The following is a 15945-nucleotide window of genomic DNA, read 5'->3' as shown; positions in this document are numbered from 1 at the left end:
CCGCGTTCCCCCGCTGCTACTCGGGCCGGGCCTCGCCGGCGTCGGTGAACTGGGTCGTGCAGGTCGGGTTGCCGTTCGGGTCCCAGACCACGGTCGGTCCGACGACGAGCATCGCCAGCGCCGCCAGGACCGCCATCAGTTTCCGCATCGCACCCCCTTCTCGGTGGCCGCCGTCCGCGACGGCCTTTGCATCGACGGCGACGACTGTACAGTTCCCGGCCGGGCGCAGGAAGGGTTGCGCACAGCGGTTAGGCTCGATGTACATGGGGGCGCTGCTGTGCTGTATCCCGTTCGCCGCATTGCTGCTCTGGGGCGCCGTCTCGCCGCGGTCGCAATGGCGGACGCTTACCGCGTGGCGATACCGCGATCCGGCGGCCAATGAGCCGAGCGACGCCGCCTACGCGTGGACCCGGTTCTCCAGCATCTTCCTGCTGCTCGCCATGGTCTGCACCGGCTACGGGCTGGCCGACGCGGCCGATCGCGGTAACCGGCCCGTCGCGGGACCGTCCGCGTCGGCCCGGCCCGACACCACGCCGGCGCTGCGAGCGGCGTTCGGGGCCGAGCGGGCGACGCTCGTGCCGTTCGTGGGTCAGCAGTCGGCCGCCCCGGCCGGGGTGCGGGCGGTGCCGATCCTGCGCTATCAGGCGGTCGAGCCGTCCGAGACACCGCCGTGGCTCGGCCGCTCCATCGGGGCGGCGACCCGGCTGGTCGTCTCGATCGACGGCGACATGTTCCCGGCCGCGGTCGTCGTCGCGGACGCCCCGGACCGCGTCACCGTGACCGTGTACACGAGTGCCCCGGCGAAGCCGGCGGAGTCGTCCAAGCCGGCGGGGTCGTCTGAGCCGGCGGAGTCGGCGCGGCCGTCAGGGGCGGTCACCACCGGCGCGGCAAGCGTGTACCTCCTCCCGATCAACCTGGCGCAGCCGCTCGCCGGCCGCCCCGTGATCGACGGGAGCACCGGGAGCGCCGTCGCGTGACGGCTACGGCTGCGCGGCGGTCTGCTCGATCGCGGCGATGAACGCCTTGGCCCGGGCCTCGTAGTTGTCGTAGCGGCCGTAGCTCGGGGCCGCCGGTGACAGCAGGACCACGCCGCCGGGCGGGATCAGCGCGCGTGCGCGCAGTACCCCCGCGAAAAGGTCCGTTGCGGTTTCACGGCGGACGTTCGGCAGGTCGCCGACCACGTCCAGGATGTGCTCGCCGCTGTCCGGAATGGCGATGAGCGTGACGGGCACCGCGCGGTCGCGCAGGTAGTCGCGCAGCGGGGTGTAGTCGATGCCGCGGTCCTGGCCGCCGATGAGCACCGCCAGCTCGCGGCCGGCGTAGGCCTCGATGGCGTGGATCGTGGTCTGCGGGGCGGTGGAGAGCGAGTCGTTGACGAACTCGACGCCCGACGGGTCGGGGATCGGGGTCAGGCGGTGCGGCAGTGGCACGTAGCTGCGCAGGCCGGCCTCGATCGACGACCTCTCGGCGATCACGTCGACCCCGTACGCCTCCAGGGTGGCCAGGGCGACGCTGAGGTTGCCGGTGTTGTGGCGGCCGCGCAGGGCGAACGCGTCGCGCGGGAAGAGCCGCTCGCCGTGGCGGACGATCCAGCCGTCGCTGTCCCAGGGCTCGACCGGCACCAGCGGCAGGCCGGGGCGGGCGGCGAGCTCCGCCGACAGGGTCGGGTCGGTGGCGTTGTAGACGACCGCCTCCGGGCCGTGCATGGCGATGTTGAGCTTGTGCGCGTAGTACTGCGCCGGGCGCCCGTCGCGGGTCCAGTCGAGGTGCTCCTCGAACAGCGAGGTGACGACGGAGATGCGCGGGGAGTCCTGGAGATCGGCGCACTGGTACATCGAGAGCTCGAGGACGTATTGCTGCGCCGGGGGCAGCGACAGCACCGCGATGCCGATGTTGCCGCCGAGCTCGTTGGGGCGGCCGGTCGCGGTGAGCAGGTGCGAGATCAGCGTCGTGGTGGTGCTCTTGCCCTTGGAGCCGGTCACGCCGATCGTGTGCTTCGCGTGGTCGGCCATCCACAGGGCGGTACCGCCGGTGATTGTCACGCCGCGCTCACGCAGCCGCTGGATCCACGGGTTCGACTCGCCGATGCCGGGCGAGCGGACCAGGACCTCGACGCCGTCCAGGGCCGGGCCGAACGCCTCGCCCTCGTAGAGCGGGACCGGGCCGTCCCACGCGGACGCGGCCAGGAAGGTGGGCTTGTCCTGGACGGCGATCAGCGAGGCCGGGCCGACGGGGGCGATCGCCGCTATCGCGGCCAGCCCCTCGCGGCCCGTGCCCCACACGGCGACTCGCCGTCCGGCTAGCTCCGTAAGCTGCATGACTCGGTACCTTAGCGAAGAGCCTTGCGGTAGTCGCTGTTCAACCGGCCGATCAGGGTCAGCGGGATGCCCTTGGGGCACACGGTGGTGCATTCCCCGGCGTTGGTGCAGCCGCCGAAGCCGGCCTCGTCGTGCGCCTCGATCATGCTCAGGACGCGGGAGTCGCGCTCCGGCTGGCCCTGCGGCAGCAGCCCGAGGTGGCCGACCTTGGCCGCGGTGAAGAGCATGGCCGAGCCGTTCGGGCACGCGGCCACGCAGGCGCCGCAGCCGATGCAGGTGGCCGCCTCGAACGCGGCGTCGGCGTCGGCCTTGGGCACCGGCATGGCGTGGGCGTCGGGTGCGGCTCCGGTGGGCGCGGTGATGTACCCCCCGGCCTGGATGATGCCGTCGAACGCCCGGCGGTCCACGACGAGGTCGCGCACGACCGGGAAGGCGGCCGAGCGCCACGGCTCCACGTCGATCGTGTCGCCGTCCTTGAAGTGGCGCATGTGCAGCTGGCACGTGGTCGTGGCCTTGAGCGGGCCGTGGGCCACCCCGTTGATCATCATGCCGCACATGCCGCAGATGCCCTCGCGGCAGTCGTGGTCGAACGCGATCGGCTCGTCGCCTTCGAGGATGAGCCGCTCGTTGAGCACGTCGAGCATCTCCAGGAACGACGCGTCCGGGGAGACGTCCTTCACCTCGTAGGAGACCATCTTTCCCTTGTCGCTGGGGCCCGTCTGCCGCCACACGCGCAGCTTGATGTCCATTACTTGTAGCTCCGCTGGCTCGGGTGGACGTACTGGAACTCGAGGGTTTCCCGGTGCAGCACCGGCGGCTCACCGGTGCCGGTGAACTCCCAGGCGGCCACGTAGGAGAACTGGTCGTCGTGGCGCAGGGCCTCGCCGTCCGGGGTCTGGCTCTCGGCGCGGAAGTGCCCGCCGCACGACTCGGCCCGGTGCAGGGCGTCGACGCACATGAGCTCGGCGAGCTCGAAGAAGTCGGCGACCCGCCCGGCGCGCTCGAGGTTCTGGTTGAGCTGCTCGCCCGTTCCCGGGACCTTGACGCGGGTCCAGAACTCCTCGCGGAGCGACCGTACCAAGGAAATCGCTTTCCTGAGCCCCTCCTCCGTCCTCTCCATGCCGCAGTACTCCCACATGATGTGGCCGAGCTCGCGATGGAAGGAGTCGACGGTGCGATCGCCGTTGACCGACAAAAGCGACGTAATACGGTTTTCTACGGCGGCCCGCGCGGCCACGACGGCCTCGTCGGATGACGACACCGCGGGAAACGGCCCGGCGGCCAGGTAGTCGTTGATCGTGTTGGGCAGGACGAAGTATCCGTCGGCCAGGCCCTGCATCAGCGCGGAGGCGCCCAGCCGGTTGGCGCCGTGGTCGGAGAAGTTGGCCTCGCCCACCACGAACAGGCCGGGAAGGTTCGACTGGAGGTCGTAGTCGACCCACAGCCCGCCCATCGTGTAATGCACGGCTGGGTAGATGCGCATCGGCGTGACGTAGGGGTCCTCGCCGGTGATGCGCTCGTACATCTCGAAGAGGTTGCCGTACTTGGCCTCCACCGCGGACCGGCCGAGGCGGGCGATCGCGTCGGCGAAGTCGAGGTACACCCCGAGCCCACCCGGCCCGACCCCGCGCCCCTCGTCGCAGACGTTCTTGGCCGCCCGCGAGGCGATGTCCCGGGGCACCAGGTTGCCGAACGACGGGTAGATGCGCTCCAGGTAGTAGTCGCGCTCGGCCTCCGGGATGTCGGCCGGGGCCCGGTGGTCGCCCGCCTCGACCGGCACCCACACGCGCCCGTCGTTGCGCAGCGACTCGCTCATCAGGGTCAGCTTGCTCTGGTGCGTGCCCGACTCGGGGATGCACGTCGGGTGGATCTGCGTGTAGCAGGGGTTGGCGAACAGGGCACCCTGCCGGTGCGCGCGCCACGAGGCGGTGACGTTGCAGCCCTTGGCGTTGGTGGACAGGAAGAAGACGTTGCCGTAGCCGCCCGACGCGAGCACCACCGCGTCCGCGAAGTCCGTGGTGATCTCGCCGGTGACCAGGTCGCGCACCACGATCCCGCGGGCCCGCCCGTCGACGACGATCAGCTCCAGCATCTCGTGGCGGGCGTGCATCTCCACGTTGCCGGCCGCGATCTGCCGCTCCAGCGCCTGGTACGCGCCGAGCAGCAGCTGCTGCCCCGTCTGGCCCCGGGCGTAGAAGGTGCGCGAGACCTGGGTGCCGCCGAAGGAGCGGTTGTCGAGCAGGCCGCCGTACTCGCGGGCGAACGGCACGCCCTGCGCCACGCACTGGTCGATGATGTTCACCGACACCTGGGCCAGGCGGTAGACGTTCGACTCCCGCGCCCGGAAGTCGCCGCCCTTCACGGTGTCGTAGAAGAGCCGGTACACCGAGTCGCCGTCGTTGCGGTAGTTCTTGGCCGCATTGATGCCGCCCTGCGCCGCGATCGAGTGCGCGCGGCGGGGGCTGTCCTGGTAGCAGTACGAGCGGACCCGGTATCCGGCCTCGGCCAGGGTCGCCGCCGCGGAGCCGCCGGCCAGGCCGGTGCCGACCACGATGATCGTGAGCTTGCGCCGGTTGGCCGGGTTGACCAGCTTGGCGCCGAACTGCCGGCGCTCCCAGCGCGTCTCGATCGGCCCGTCCGGCGCGGCCGTGTCGGCGACCGGGTCGCCTTCGGTCCACAGGTTCATGTCACTTCACCAATCCGGTGAGTACCGCGAACGGCACACTGAGATAGCCGGCGACGAGCACCGTCGACAGCACCAGGGCGACGGCCCGGGCGATGCGCTCGCCGCGCCGGCCCTGCTGGCCGAGGGTGCGGGCGGCGGAGAAGATCCCGTGGCGCAGGTGGAAGCCGACAGCGACGATCGCGAGCGTGTAGAAGAGGGTCACGTACCAGCGGCCGGGCGCGAAGTCGGCGACGACGTTGGCGTAGGGGTGCTCGTGGTCGCCGACCGGGTTCACCGTGCCGGTGGTCAGGTCGAGGATGTGGAAGATCACGAAGAGCACGATGATGACGCCGCCCCAGCGCATCGTGCGGGCCGCGTAGCTGCCCTGGACCTTCGCGCGGTGGGCGTAGCGCACCGGGCGGGCGCGGCGGGCCCGGCGGGCGAGCACCGCGGCGGCGAACATGTGCCCCAGCACCGCGACGGTCAGGCCGCCGCGCTGGATCCACAGGAACCACTCGTGCGGCAGCGCCGGCGCACCGAGGTCGCGCAGCCAGTGCGCGTAGTGGTCGAACGACTCGGCCCCGACGAAGATCTTGAGGTTGCCGGCCATGTGCGCGAACAGGAACAGCACCAGCAGGATGCCGGTGACCGCCATCAGGATCTTCAGGGCGACGGACGATGTCTTCTTCTTCCGGATTGCCGGAGTCGCCCGTTCTGCCGTCATTACCGCCACTCCCCCGACGCTAAGGGCGGCCTTCGTCATTCGTCCAATGCATGAATCTCACAGTGGCGATAGCCGTAGGCTATCCAAGTGCAGCTACAGCAGCTTCGGTACTTCCTAACCGTCGCCGAACTACGACATTTCACCCGGGCCGCCGAACAGCTCGGTGTGAGCCAGCCGACACTGAGTAAACAAATTCACACCCTGGAAGCGGCCCTCGGCGCACCGCTCTTCGACCGCTCGCGGGCCGGGGTCGTCCTCACCACGGCCGGCGAGACGCTGTGGCCGCTCGCCCGCCGGGTCGTCGCCGACGCCGACACCGCCCGCGACGCCGTCCAGGAGGTGGTGGGCCTGCGGCGCGGACGGGTCCGGCTGGGCGCGACGCCGAGCCTCTGCACGTCGCTCGTCCCCCTCGTGCTGCGCGACTTCCACGCGCGGCACCCCGACATCGAGCTGCACGTCGACGAGGGCGGGTCGCAGGACCTGGTCGCCGAGCTCCTCGCGCACGGCCTCGACCTGGCCCTGATCGTCGAACCGGCCCGGGGCACCGACCCCGCGCTGGAGACGGTGCCGGTGCTGCGCGAGAGCCTGGTCGTCGCGTCCGTGGAGCCGCTGTCGGAGACGATCTCCCTGCCCGATCTCCGCGACCTGCCGCTCGTCATGTTCCGCACCGGCTACGACCTGCGCGACACGACGCTGGAGGCGTGCCGGCGGGCCGGGTTCACGCCCCGCTACGCCGTGGAGGGCGGCGAGATGGACGCCGTGCTCGCGTTCGTCGAGGCCGGGCTCGGCGTCGCGCTGGTGCCGAGCATGGCCATCGTCAACCGGCCGCTGCTGCACGCCGCGCCGCTCGTCGCCCCGGGCGTGCACCGCACGATCGCCCTGGCCCAGCGCCGGGAGACGGTGCTGCCCCACGCCGCCCAGGCGATGCGGGCCACGCTGCTCGATCACGTGGCCCGCGGCCCGCTGCCGGTCGGCGTCCAGCCGCTGTAGGGCGACAGCGGTGGCGCGGACCCGGCCGCTCGGCGCTCGCCGTCAGTCCTCGGCCTTGAGGTTCGCGGACCCGCCGGCGTTGCTGCGGATCGAGAACTTCACCGCGGCCCCGCCCTTGCTGCAGCCGGCGTGCAGCGACCAGCCGATCGACACCGAGCGCAGGTTCGCCGGCGCCGCGACCACGCCCGTGTGCGTCGGCGTGTTCGTCGTCAGCGAGGCGACGTAGGACGGGACGGTGAACGTCCCGGCCCCGCTCGCCTTGAAGCCGGCGCCGCTCAGCGACAGGGTGCGGCCCATGTCGATGTCGCAGTCGATGCCGTCGCCGTAGAGCACGGCGTCGACCTCGTACGACAGCCACGCCTGGCCGGCCGGGGCCCAGCCGCTGCCCTCGACCCAGGGCGTCAGCTCGAAGTCGAGGCTGATCCCGAGCGGGATCATGTCGGAGCCGGCCGGCGTGATCCACGAGCCCATCGTGTCGGCGTGCGCGCCGTAGCGCGGATACAGCCCGTCCACCCGCCCGGCCGCGCCGGTGCGCAGGTCGATCGACTGGGCCCGGCCGTCGTCGGTGATCTGCAACGACACCGGCGCCCCCTGCGGCACGCTGACGGCCAGCAGCGTGCCGTCGGCGATCGCCCCGGCCAGCGGGCGCCGCTGGTCACCGACGACCACCTCCTGCGTGGAGCCCTTGGAGTCGGACATCGGGCTCAGCGGCGCCTTGGTGAAGCGGGCCAGCAGCAGCTCGTGGCCGGGGTTCGGGCGCAGCGTGGCGCGGGAGCCGTGCTCCGAGGTGACACGGGTCGTCACGATCGCCGGGAGCTCCGCCACGGCGACCGACTCGGCGAGCGCGACGGCGTAGTGGGGGCCGCGGATCGAGGCCGCGTTCGGGTCGAAGGCGGCGCCCTTCGGCGCACCGGAGGAGCTGAGATCGGCCACGTAATGGTCGTTGAGGACGCCGACGTAGTCATCGGCGAGCGGACCCGCGGACGGCGACGGCGACGCGGACGCCTCTTTGCGAGCGGCGGCCGGGCTCGCCGTGTCCGGCGCCGAGCATCCGGCCAGGGCCAGGACCAGCAGCCCGGCCGACCATATACGATTCCCCATGGCCGAGACGGTACGCGGCATGGGGTGAAGATCACCGATCGGATCCCGGGCCCGCGCGGGATCATGGACGACCGGGAATACTAGTCGATCGTGGAGACTGCACGCAGCGATCGCACCCGGCAGTGGCTGGCCGCGCACGACCTGGACACGGACGGCGACCCGAACGACGCCGCCCGCGACCTCATGCCCGAGATCCGCGCCGACGACGAGCTCTCGCCCGCCGACAAGCTGGAGATCGGCCTGGGCCTGCTGGAGATCCTCGACGCGTACTGGGTGCTCGTCGAGCTGCGCTGGCTCGTGAACGCCGACGAGAGCCTCTGGGACACCCACTGGCAGGCGCTGCGCGACTACCTGGAGCAGCCCCGGCCGAGCGAGGCGGTCCTGTACTCGCTCTGGAACGACTGGTTCGAGGACATCGAGACCTCGCAGCGCGCGTTCACCGAGGTGCTGGGCCGGGACGTGGCGAAGCTCGGCGACGCGGACGAGGCGTTGCTGCGCCGCGCGACGGCGGTCCTCAAGGTCAGCGGCCCGGTCCCCTGGAAGGTGAAGTTTCCCGTGTACTCCGCGGCGGCCGAGCACGAGCGGCTCCACCGGGCCGTCTTCAGCGGGGTGCTCTACAGCTTCCACGACGTGTACGGCTCCCTCGAGATCGAGCCGGCGCTGGAACTGCTGGACCGCCTGGCCCTCCCGCCGGACACGGAGCACCTCGCCGAGCTGCGCGAAGAGCTCGCGGCCGGGCACGCCAACCAGCACCACCGCGACTGAAAGCCTTCTCAGGAGCGTCCGGTAAGTTCCCCTGCGGCGATCTCGGTTTGGTTCGGTCTCGGGAGGAACGGCGTTGCAGATCTGGGAAGCGATCGTGCTGGGCATCGTCGAGGGCGTGACCGAGTTCCTCCCCGTGTCCTCGACGGGCCACCTGACCATCACCGAGAAGCTGATGGGGATCCCGATCGACGACAAGGGCGTCACGGCGTTCACCGCGGTCATCCAGGTCGGGGCGATCCTCGCCGCCGTCATCTACTTCCGCAACGACATCATCCGGTTCGTCAAGGCCCTGTTCCAGGGTCTGTTCAAGGCCGAGAAGCGCCAGGGCGAGGACTGGCGGATGGCGATCAACGTCATCGTCGGCTCGATCCCGATCGTCATCGTCGGCCTGCTCTTCAAGGACTACATCGAGGGCGTCCTGCGCAGCATGTGGTTCGTCGCCGCCGGCCTGGTGCTCTGGAGCCTCGTCATGACCCTGGGCGACCACCTGGGCAAGCAGCGGCGCGGCGAGGCCGAGGTGACCTGGAAGGACTCGCTCATCATCGGCCTCGCCCAGTGCATCGCCGTGATCCCCGGCGTCTCCCGCTCGGGCGCCACGATCAGCGCCTCGCTCTTCCGCGGCCTCGACCGCGTCGCCGCGACCCGTCTGTCGTTCTTCCTGGGCATCCCCGCCCTCACCGCCGGCGGCATCCTGGAGGCGTTCACCCGCTCCAAGGAGATCTCCGAGACGGTCGGCTGGACGGCGACCGGCGTCGGCGTCGTCATCAGCTTCATCGTGGCCTACATCAGCATCGCCTGGCTGCTGCGCTACGTAGCCGGCCACACCTTCGCCGCGTTCGTCTACTACCGGGTCGCGGTCGGCGGCATCATCATCGGCCTGCTCTGGGGCGGCGCGATCACCGCGACGTGATCCTCCGCGGCCCGGTCCCGCGCGGCCGCACGAGCACTTCGAGCAGGACCAGCGGCAGGATCCCCGCCGGATACCAGAGCACATCGAGCCAGTCGAAGGCATCTCCGAAGATCAAACGCAGCATGATGTTGTACCTGCTGAGCTCGTGCGGAACACCGGTGAGCTGCAACGCCTCCACGCCCCAGCACCAGGCCGCCGCGACGAGCCCGGCGACGACGGGCGGGCACCTCGGGGCCACGAACACCACTGCCGCATAGACCGCCGACGCGTACAGCGCCGTGCCCGTGTTCTGCTGCAGCGCCCCGTTGCTGTAGAGCGCACCACCGAACACCGCCCGGACCCCGAAGGCGATCGCGAGCGCCACGACACCTGTCACGACGGCGGCGACGCGGATCGCCCGATTGCTCTGCAGCACCCCGCGGATGCTACTGACCCACCGCCACCGACCCGGGCCGGCCACCCGCAACCGCATCCGTCAGGGGTCGGCCGGGCCCGGCCGCGGGCGCGGGCCGGCGCGGTGCCGCGCCCGAAGCGATCAGCAGGGCCGGCTGCCGGCGTTGGTGCTGCCCCAGATCCGGTACTCGCCGCCGGGCTGGGTGATCGAGTAGGTCACGTCCCAGCGGGTGCAGGTCTCCGACTCGCGGCCCTTCGGGCCCTTGCCGGCCTGCTGCCGGCTGCGGAACGTGACCTGGGCCTGCAGGACGCCCTTGCCCGTCGGGTCGGGCCCGAGGGCGAGCAGCGCGATGTCGTCGTCGCTGCTGGTGCTGATCCCGTCGGTGAACCGCTTCACGGCACCGGCGTCGCCCTGGTTGATGGAGCCGTTGGGGTCCATGGCACCGAGGGCGGCCCCGGCGTTGCGGGCATTGACGGCCGTGAAGTACCTGTCGAAGACCGCCGCCACCGCGGGAGCCCGGGCGGGGTCGAGGCTCGGATCGAGCTTGACGCTGCCGACCGTCGCCGGCAGCGTGGGCGGCCCCGCGGTCGTGGGGGCGGCGGTCGGCGTCGGGCCGTCCGTGGGGCCGCCCGTCGCGGTGGCGCTCGGGCCGGCGGTGGGGTCACCTGTCGGCCCGGCGGCGCCGGTCGGGCCGGTCGTGGGGCCGGCCGTGCCACCGGGCAGCCACGTGTCGCGCATGACGAACGCCACGGTGCCGCCGGCGAGCAGCAGCACCAGCGCGACGATCGCGGGAAAGATCCAGACCGGCCGGGGCCGCGGCTGCGGATACGCCGGCGGCGGATGCCACGGCGTCTCCACCGCCGGCGCGGCCGCTGACCACGACGGCTGCTCACCGAGGCCGGGGTCGGCCGCCGCCGGCTGCGCTGACCACGGCACAGGCGGGCCGCCCAAGTCGGGACCGGCCGCCGCCGGCTGCGCTGACCACGGCACAGGCGGGCCGCCCAAGTCGGGACCGGCCGCCGCCGGCTGCGCTGACCACGGCACGGGCGGGCCACTCGGGTCGGGACCCGCCGCCGGCTGCGTCGCCCACGGCGGGGGCTGGTGCCCGAGGCCGGGTCCGGCGCCGGGCCAGTTGTCCGCGGCGAGCAGGGACGGGTCGGCCGGCGGGCCCGAGGCCGGCCGCTGCTGGGCGGGCGGGCCGGAGACCGGCCACTGCTGGGCGGGTGGGCCCGACGCCGGTGGGCCGGGCGGCTGGTTCGGGGCGCCCGCACCTTCCGGGCCCATCGGATAGGCCGGGTGCGGCGGGGGCGCGCCGTGGGGCTGGCCGGCGGCCGGGGACCAGGAGCCGAACGCGTCGGCCGGGGCGGAGGCGGGCCAGGACACCGGCGGGTCGGACGGCAGCAGCGCGCTCTGCGGCCGGGCGGCGCCGCAGGATGCGCAGGAGGTCGCGTCCCCGGTGTTGCTCGAGCCGCACACCACGCACTGCCACATGGGTTCTGACCCTAGCGCCTCGGTGCGGTCAGGACTGGATCACGAAGGCCACGTTGGCGGTCCGGTTGCTCGTCTTGCCGGTAAGGATGATGAATACCGTGCCCGCCGCGGCGCCCTTCGCGGCCGGGGTCGTGGTGGTCTCCGCGCCGCCCGCCTCGTCGGTGGTGACGGTGGTCAGGACCTTGGTACCGGCCTTCACCTCGACCTTCTCCCGCGGGCCGAAGCCGTGCACCGTGAGCCGGACCGAGGTGCCGGGCTTCGCGATGCTCGGGTCGAGCTTCGCGGTCGCGTCCTGGGCGGCGGCGGCCGGCGCCGACGACTGCTGGACCGGGGTCTGCGCGGCCGGCGCCGATGCGCTCGGGCCGGGGCCGGACACCGCGTCGAAGCCCTCGTGCAGCAGGTCGCGGCCCCACGGGGTGAGCACCAGCATCAACGCGACCGGCAGCAGCGGCAGCAGGGCGAACCGCACCCGGCGCATGAGGCCGAACCCCGTCCGCGCCGGCCGGCGGGAGGTCGGTGCCGCCGCCCGCGCCGGCTCGGGCTCGGGCTCGTCGTCATCGCGATCGCCGGGGAACGGCACACCGTCGCCGTAGATGCCCACGTTGCCCTGGATCGTCACGCCCGGCCCGATCACCACCGACGGGCGCCGCGGCACATCGGCAACCGGCGCCGCGGCGACAGGCGCCGGGGCGATCGGGGCCGGCGGGGCCGAGATCGGACCGGCGGCGGGGGCGGCCGAGACGGGCATCGACGGTGGCGCGGCCGGGATGTACCCCGACGCCGCAGTGGCCGGTAAGTACCCGGAAGGCGGGGAGGCGGGCCTGGCAGGCGGATAGCCGGACGGCGGGGTGGCCTGGTGGTAGCCGGACGGTGCGGTCGGCTGCATCGGCGCAGTGGTCTGGCCGTAGCCGGACGGTGCGGTGGGGTAGACGGGCGCAGTGGGGTGGACCGGCGCGGTGGGGTGCGGTGATCGTTCGCGGGCCGCCGCGGCGGTCAGGAGCAGGGCGCCGAAGGCCACGGGGAGTTCGGGCTGCTCGGGGACCACGGGGGCCAGGCCGAAGCGCGCGTGCAGCCGGCTCGCGACCAGGGGCAGCCGGCTCGAGCCGCCGACAAGCACGATCGCGTCCAGCTGGGCCGGGGTGATCGCCGAGCGCTGCAGGACCCGGCGGGTCTCGTCGACGGCGCGGTCGATGAGCGGGCCGGCCACGCGGTCGAGCTCCTCGCGGGTCAGGTGCAGGGCGCGGTCGGAGCCGGGGACGTGGACCGGGGCGGAGGCGGTGCGCGACAGCATCTCCTTGGCCTGGCGGACCTCCGACCAGAACGTGCGGCGGTCGCGGTACTCCCCCGATGTCCGCGGATTGGCCAGCCGCTGCCACAGCTCGGGGTCGGCCGCACTCAGCAGGTGCCCGAGGTGCCCGACGAGTGCGTCGTCGACGTCGGTCCCGCCGAGGTCGGCCAGCCCGCCGGTGGCCAGGACCCGCAGCGACCCGGGCGTGGCCTCGACGACCGTGACGTCGAGCGTGCCGCCGCCGAAGTCGAACACCACCGCGCAGCGCCCGGGGGCCAGCCGGCCACCGAGGGCGCGGACGCAGTACGTGGCCGCCGAAACCGGCTCGTCGACCAGCTGCACCCGGCCCAGACCCGCGCGGGCGGCCGCCTCCAGCAGGATCGCGCGGCGGGCGGTACCCCAGTCGACGGGGCAGGTCAGGACGGTGGCGTCGACGATCGCGACGCCGGTCTGCGCGGCCTCCGCCGCGGCCCGGCGCAGCACGGCGGCGAGGAGCTCGGCGACGGGCAGCTCCCGGTCTCCCAGCAGGACGGCACCGTCGTCGATGCGCCCCTTCGGGTTCGGCTCGAACCGCGCCGCGTCGGTCATCATGTGCCGCTCGGCGTCCCGCCCCACGAGCAGCGCCCCGGTCACGTCCGCGAACACGGCCGAGGGCAGGACCGGGCTACCGTCGAACAGCAGCGGACGCGGCGTCCCGTCACCCCTGTCGACCACCGCGACCGTGTTGGACGTGCCGAGATCGACAGCGAACCGGAAGGCCATCGCGGCATCGTCTCAGCCACCGCCTCCACCCGGCCACCTCGGGGTCACACCGACCACCCACCGCGGCTCGTCCACCGGCGACTGCGCTCTGTCACCGACCGCCCACCCGGCGGCGCCGGTCGGCACGCAGCGGGACCGGCCCACTGCGTGAGGTCGCCGCCGCCCGCCGCAGTCGGATAGCCGACCGGCCGGTTCACGGGCCGTGATCGTGGCCGGACCTCCGATTCCCGAGGGTGGCTCGTATCCAGTACCGTGCCAGCCGTGGACGACGGGGACAAGACGGAGCCGGCCGCGCCGGCAGCGGTCACCGAGGCCGGGCCGGCGATCCCTCGCCAGCGCGGACCAGAGCTGTTCGTCGAGCCACCACCGTCCGGTCCGGACCGCGAATCGCTCCTGGAGCGCCGGCCGGACCTGTTCGTGCCGGGCCAGCCGCCGACGCCCGCCGCCGAGTCGGTTTTCGCAGCACCCGCGGGATCGGCCTCTGCACCGCCCGCGCCATCCGCGGAGTCGGTCTCCGCACCACCCGCGCCGGGCGCGGAGTCGGCCTTCGCGCCGCCGGCGCCGGCGACGGGTGTGCCCGCCGCGGAGCCGGGGCTGGAGTCGTCGCCGGCGCCGACCGAGCCGTCCACGGAGCCCTTCGACGGGCGGGGGCCGGCGATGTTCGCGCCGGCGCAGGGGCTGCCGCCCGTGTCGGCACCGCCGGGGCTGCCGGCACCCGGTGTTGCGCCCATCTACTGGCCGGCCGGGGTCGTGCCGGCTGTGGCGGCGCCGCCCGCTCGGCGGCGGTGGCCGGTGGTGTCGGGTGTGCTCGTCGCGGTCGTGCTCGTGCTGGCGCTCGTGGTGTGGATCGCCTCGCAGGGGCCGAGTGGGCAGCGTGTGGCGCTGCCCGCGAAAGCCATTCCGGGGCGGTCGGGAGCGGTGGCCGCAGCGGCGCCGCCGTCCAACGCGGAGCCGACCGTCGGCGACAAGATCCTGGCCACGCTCACCAAGCAGTCCAAGGCGCTGCTGGCCGGCGATCAGGCCGGATACCTGGCGGGTGTGGGTGCCGGGCTGCAGGACGGGTACAACCGCCGCTTCGGATCGTTGCGGGCAATGGGTGTGCGGGTGTGGACGCCCACGCTTGTGGACAAGCCGACCCAGAACGCCGACGGCACCTGGAGCGTGCTGGTCCGCCACGACTACTGCTTCGGCCAGGGGTGCGTCCAGCAGTTCCCGCAGGTGGTGCAGACGTCGTGGACGGTGGCCGGGGATCAGGCGACGGTCGCGAAGTACGAGCAGAGTTCGGAGCCGTGGGACGCCTCGGCCCTGCAGACGGTGGTCGGGCGGCGGGTGATCGTGGCCGGCTCGGGGGCGAACGCGAGCAAGCTTCAGCGGGTCGCCACCAAGGCCGACGCCGCCGCCGACGTGGCCGACCGATACTCGAAGTGGGGTCCCCCGCCGAAGTGGTACATCGTCTACGTCGCCGGTGAGGGCGAGTGGAAGACCTGGTGGGACAACGGCGACATCGGCGCGTCCTACGACGGCTACTCGACGGGCCCCCGCGGCATCGTCATGCAGGCCGCCGACGCCGGCCAGACGTTCCTGCAGGTGCTGCTGACCCACGAGTTCGGGCACGTCGTGACCGTGGGCGAGGACTACGGCACGGCCGAGGACTGGTGGATGACGGAGGGGATCGCCGACTACATCGCCGACCGGGACGGCACGACGACGAAGGGCCGCCTCCCCGACGTGCGCAAGTTCGTCAAGAACGGCTGGGACGGCAAGATCACGATGGGGCCGCCGCCGCAGAACACACCGGGCTGGGAGATCGACGCGCGGTACGGGATCGCGCTGCTGGCGATGACCTGCCTGGCGAAGAAGTACACCGAGCCGAAGATGCTGGACTTCTTCGGCGACGTCGTGCGCAAGAACGACTCGCTGGAGATCGCCTCCTCGACCGTCCTGGGCACCGACTGGGCCGGCGTGGAGACGAGCTGCGCCCAGCAGGTACGCAGCAGCTGACCGCCGGCGCTGCGCCGCTGCTGATTGTCCGCAGGTGTGTGCGGCTGCCGGCTGTCCGCGGTGTGGCCGTCAGCGCTGCTGGAGGTCGCCCAGGACCGGCTTCACGTCGAGGATCGGGGTGCCGTCGATGGCCTCGAGGCCGGAGACCCTGACCCGCAGGCCGTCGACGGCCAGGATCTCGACGCCGTGCAGGCCGATGGGGTTGGGGCGGTCGGGGGCGCGGGTGCTGAACACGCCGGTCTCCGGGCGGCTGCGGTCCCCGCGCGGGTGGACGGCGAGGACGTCCCGGTCGGCCCGGTGCAGCCAGGTCAGCAGCAGCACCCGGTCCCCCGGTCGCAGATCGGCGAGCGCCGCCGCGACCCGCTCCTCGAACACCAGCCACGCCTCGGGCGCACCCTCGTCCCCCTGCCGCGGCGCCCCGGCCCGCTCGGCCAGCGCCGACTCGACCCGCCCGACCGGCCGCACCACGAACCCGTCATGCCACACGCCCCGCACCCTATCCCGCCACCGGCACGCACCGCAGTCACCCAGCGCCA

At 72.8% G+C, this 15945-nt stretch carries 15 protein-coding genes; 5 read left to right on the top strand and 10 right to left on the bottom strand.

Going from position 1 to position 15945, the window contains the following annotated elements:
- Nucleotides 1–16: 16 nt before the first annotated feature.
- Nucleotides 17–148 carry a hypothetical protein gene (locus tag Dvina_RS55175; protein ID WP_261964084.1) on the bottom strand — a complete coding sequence of 44 codons (132 nt, stop codon included), beginning with the start codon at nt 146–148 and terminating at the stop codon, nt 17–19.
- Between the two features lie 115 nt (nt 149–263).
- Here Dvina_RS55175 and Dvina_RS14045 point away from each other — a divergent pair, with 115 nt between their 5' ends.
- Nucleotides 264–977: a DUF6199 family natural product biosynthesis protein gene (locus tag Dvina_RS14045; protein WP_223102917.1), complete on the top strand. Its 714-nt coding sequence runs from the start codon at nt 264–266 to the stop codon at nt 975–977.
- 3 nt (nt 978–980) lie between these two features.
- Here the strand turns inward: Dvina_RS14045 and murD are convergent, their stop codons facing one another.
- From murD to Dvina_RS14025, 4 genes are read right to left on the bottom strand one after another with little or no spacing between them, the layout of a single operon-like run.
- Nucleotides 981–2318 carry a UDP-N-acetylmuramoyl-L-alanine--D-glutamate ligase gene (gene murD / locus Dvina_RS14040; protein WP_223102916.1) on the bottom strand — a complete coding sequence of 446 codons (1338 nt, stop codon included), beginning with the start codon at nt 2316–2318 and terminating at the stop codon, nt 981–983.
- 11 nt (nt 2319–2329) lie between these two features.
- Nucleotides 2330–3067: a succinate dehydrogenase/fumarate reductase iron-sulfur subunit gene (locus tag Dvina_RS14035; protein ID WP_223102915.1), complete on the bottom strand. Its 738-nt coding sequence runs from the start codon at nt 3065–3067 to the stop codon at nt 2330–2332.
- The gene (locus tag Dvina_RS14030) at nt 3067–5004 is read right to left on the bottom strand and encodes a fumarate reductase/succinate dehydrogenase flavoprotein subunit (RefSeq protein ID WP_223102914.1); all 1938 of its coding nucleotides are present in this window, start codon (nt 5002–5004) and stop codon (nt 3067–3069) included. Before Dvina_RS14030 ends, Dvina_RS14035 begins: the two co-directional genes overlap by 1 nt.
- 1 nt (nt 5005) lies before the next feature.
- Nucleotides 5006–5638 (bottom strand): succinate dehydrogenase cytochrome b subunit, encoded by a 633-nt coding sequence (locus Dvina_RS14025; protein ID WP_246656533.1) that lies wholly within the window; start codon nt 5636–5638, stop codon nt 5006–5008.
- Between the two features lie 150 nt (nt 5639–5788).
- Between Dvina_RS14025 and Dvina_RS14020 the strand changes: the two genes are divergently transcribed.
- Nucleotides 5789–6697, top strand: a complete 909-nt coding sequence (locus tag Dvina_RS14020) for a LysR family transcriptional regulator (RefSeq protein WP_223105523.1) — start codon at nt 5789–5791, stop codon at nt 6695–6697.
- Nucleotides 6698–6739: 42 nt separating this feature from the next.
- Here the strand turns inward: Dvina_RS14020 and Dvina_RS14015 are convergent, their stop codons facing one another.
- Nucleotides 6740–7798 carry a hypothetical protein gene (locus tag Dvina_RS14015; protein ID WP_223102912.1) on the bottom strand — a complete coding sequence of 353 codons (1059 nt, stop codon included), beginning with the start codon at nt 7796–7798 and terminating at the stop codon, nt 6740–6742.
- A 90-nt stretch (nt 7799–7888) separates the two neighbouring features.
- Here Dvina_RS14015 and Dvina_RS14010 point away from each other — a divergent pair, with 90 nt between their 5' ends.
- Nucleotides 7889–8563, top strand: a complete 675-nt coding sequence (locus Dvina_RS14010) for a hypothetical protein (RefSeq protein ID WP_223102911.1) — start codon at nt 7889–7891, stop codon at nt 8561–8563.
- A gap of 73 nt (nt 8564–8636) precedes the next feature.
- A complete protein-coding gene (locus Dvina_RS14005; protein WP_223102910.1) occupies nt 8637–9473 on the top strand; it encodes an undecaprenyl-diphosphate phosphatase in 837 nt (278 codons plus the stop codon).
- Here the strand turns inward: Dvina_RS14005 and Dvina_RS14000 are convergent.
- The 3 genes from Dvina_RS14000 to Dvina_RS13990 all read right to left on the bottom strand — a co-directional run bounded on the left by Dvina_RS14000 (nt 9460) and on the right by Dvina_RS13990 (nt 13408).
- Nucleotides 9460–9888, bottom strand: coding sequence for a DUF2809 domain-containing protein (locus Dvina_RS14000; RefSeq protein ID WP_223102909.1), 429 nt, complete (start codon nt 9886–9888; stop codon nt 9460–9462). The two genes, Dvina_RS14005 and Dvina_RS14000, sit on opposite strands and share 14 nt — an antisense overlap.
- Before the next feature lie 120 nt (nt 9889–10008).
- Nucleotides 10009–11358 carry a zinc finger Ran-binding domain-containing protein gene (locus Dvina_RS55170; protein WP_223102908.1) on the bottom strand — a complete coding sequence of 450 codons (1350 nt, stop codon included), beginning with the start codon at nt 11356–11358 and terminating at the stop codon, nt 10009–10011.
- A 28-nt stretch (nt 11359–11386) separates the two neighbouring features.
- A complete protein-coding gene (locus Dvina_RS13990) occupies nt 11387–13408 on the bottom strand; it encodes an Hsp70 family protein (protein ID WP_223102907.1) in 2022 nt (673 codons plus the stop codon).
- Nucleotides 13409–13669: 261 nt separating this feature from the next.
- On the opposite strand from Dvina_RS13990, the gene Dvina_RS55165 reads away from it, so the two are divergent.
- Entirely contained in the window at nt 13670–15409 is a 1740-nt protein-coding gene (locus Dvina_RS55165; RefSeq protein ID WP_223102906.1) for a hypothetical protein, read from the top strand.
- 69 nt (nt 15410–15478) lie between these two features.
- On the opposite strand, the gene tsaA is transcribed toward Dvina_RS55165, so the two are convergent.
- Entirely contained in the window at nt 15479–15895 is a 417-nt protein-coding gene (gene tsaA, locus Dvina_RS13980) for a tRNA (N6-threonylcarbamoyladenosine(37)-N6)-methyltransferase TrmO (RefSeq protein ID WP_223102905.1), read from the bottom strand.
- Between the last annotated feature and the right edge of the window lie 50 nt (nt 15896–15945).

Source organism: Dactylosporangium vinaceum (genome assembly GCF_019904175.1).
In the GTDB taxonomy this organism is placed as follows: domain Bacteria; phylum Actinomycetota; class Actinomycetes; order Mycobacteriales; family Micromonosporaceae; genus Dactylosporangium; species Dactylosporangium vinaceum.
This window is presented reverse-complemented; position numbering and strand designations above follow the sequence as displayed.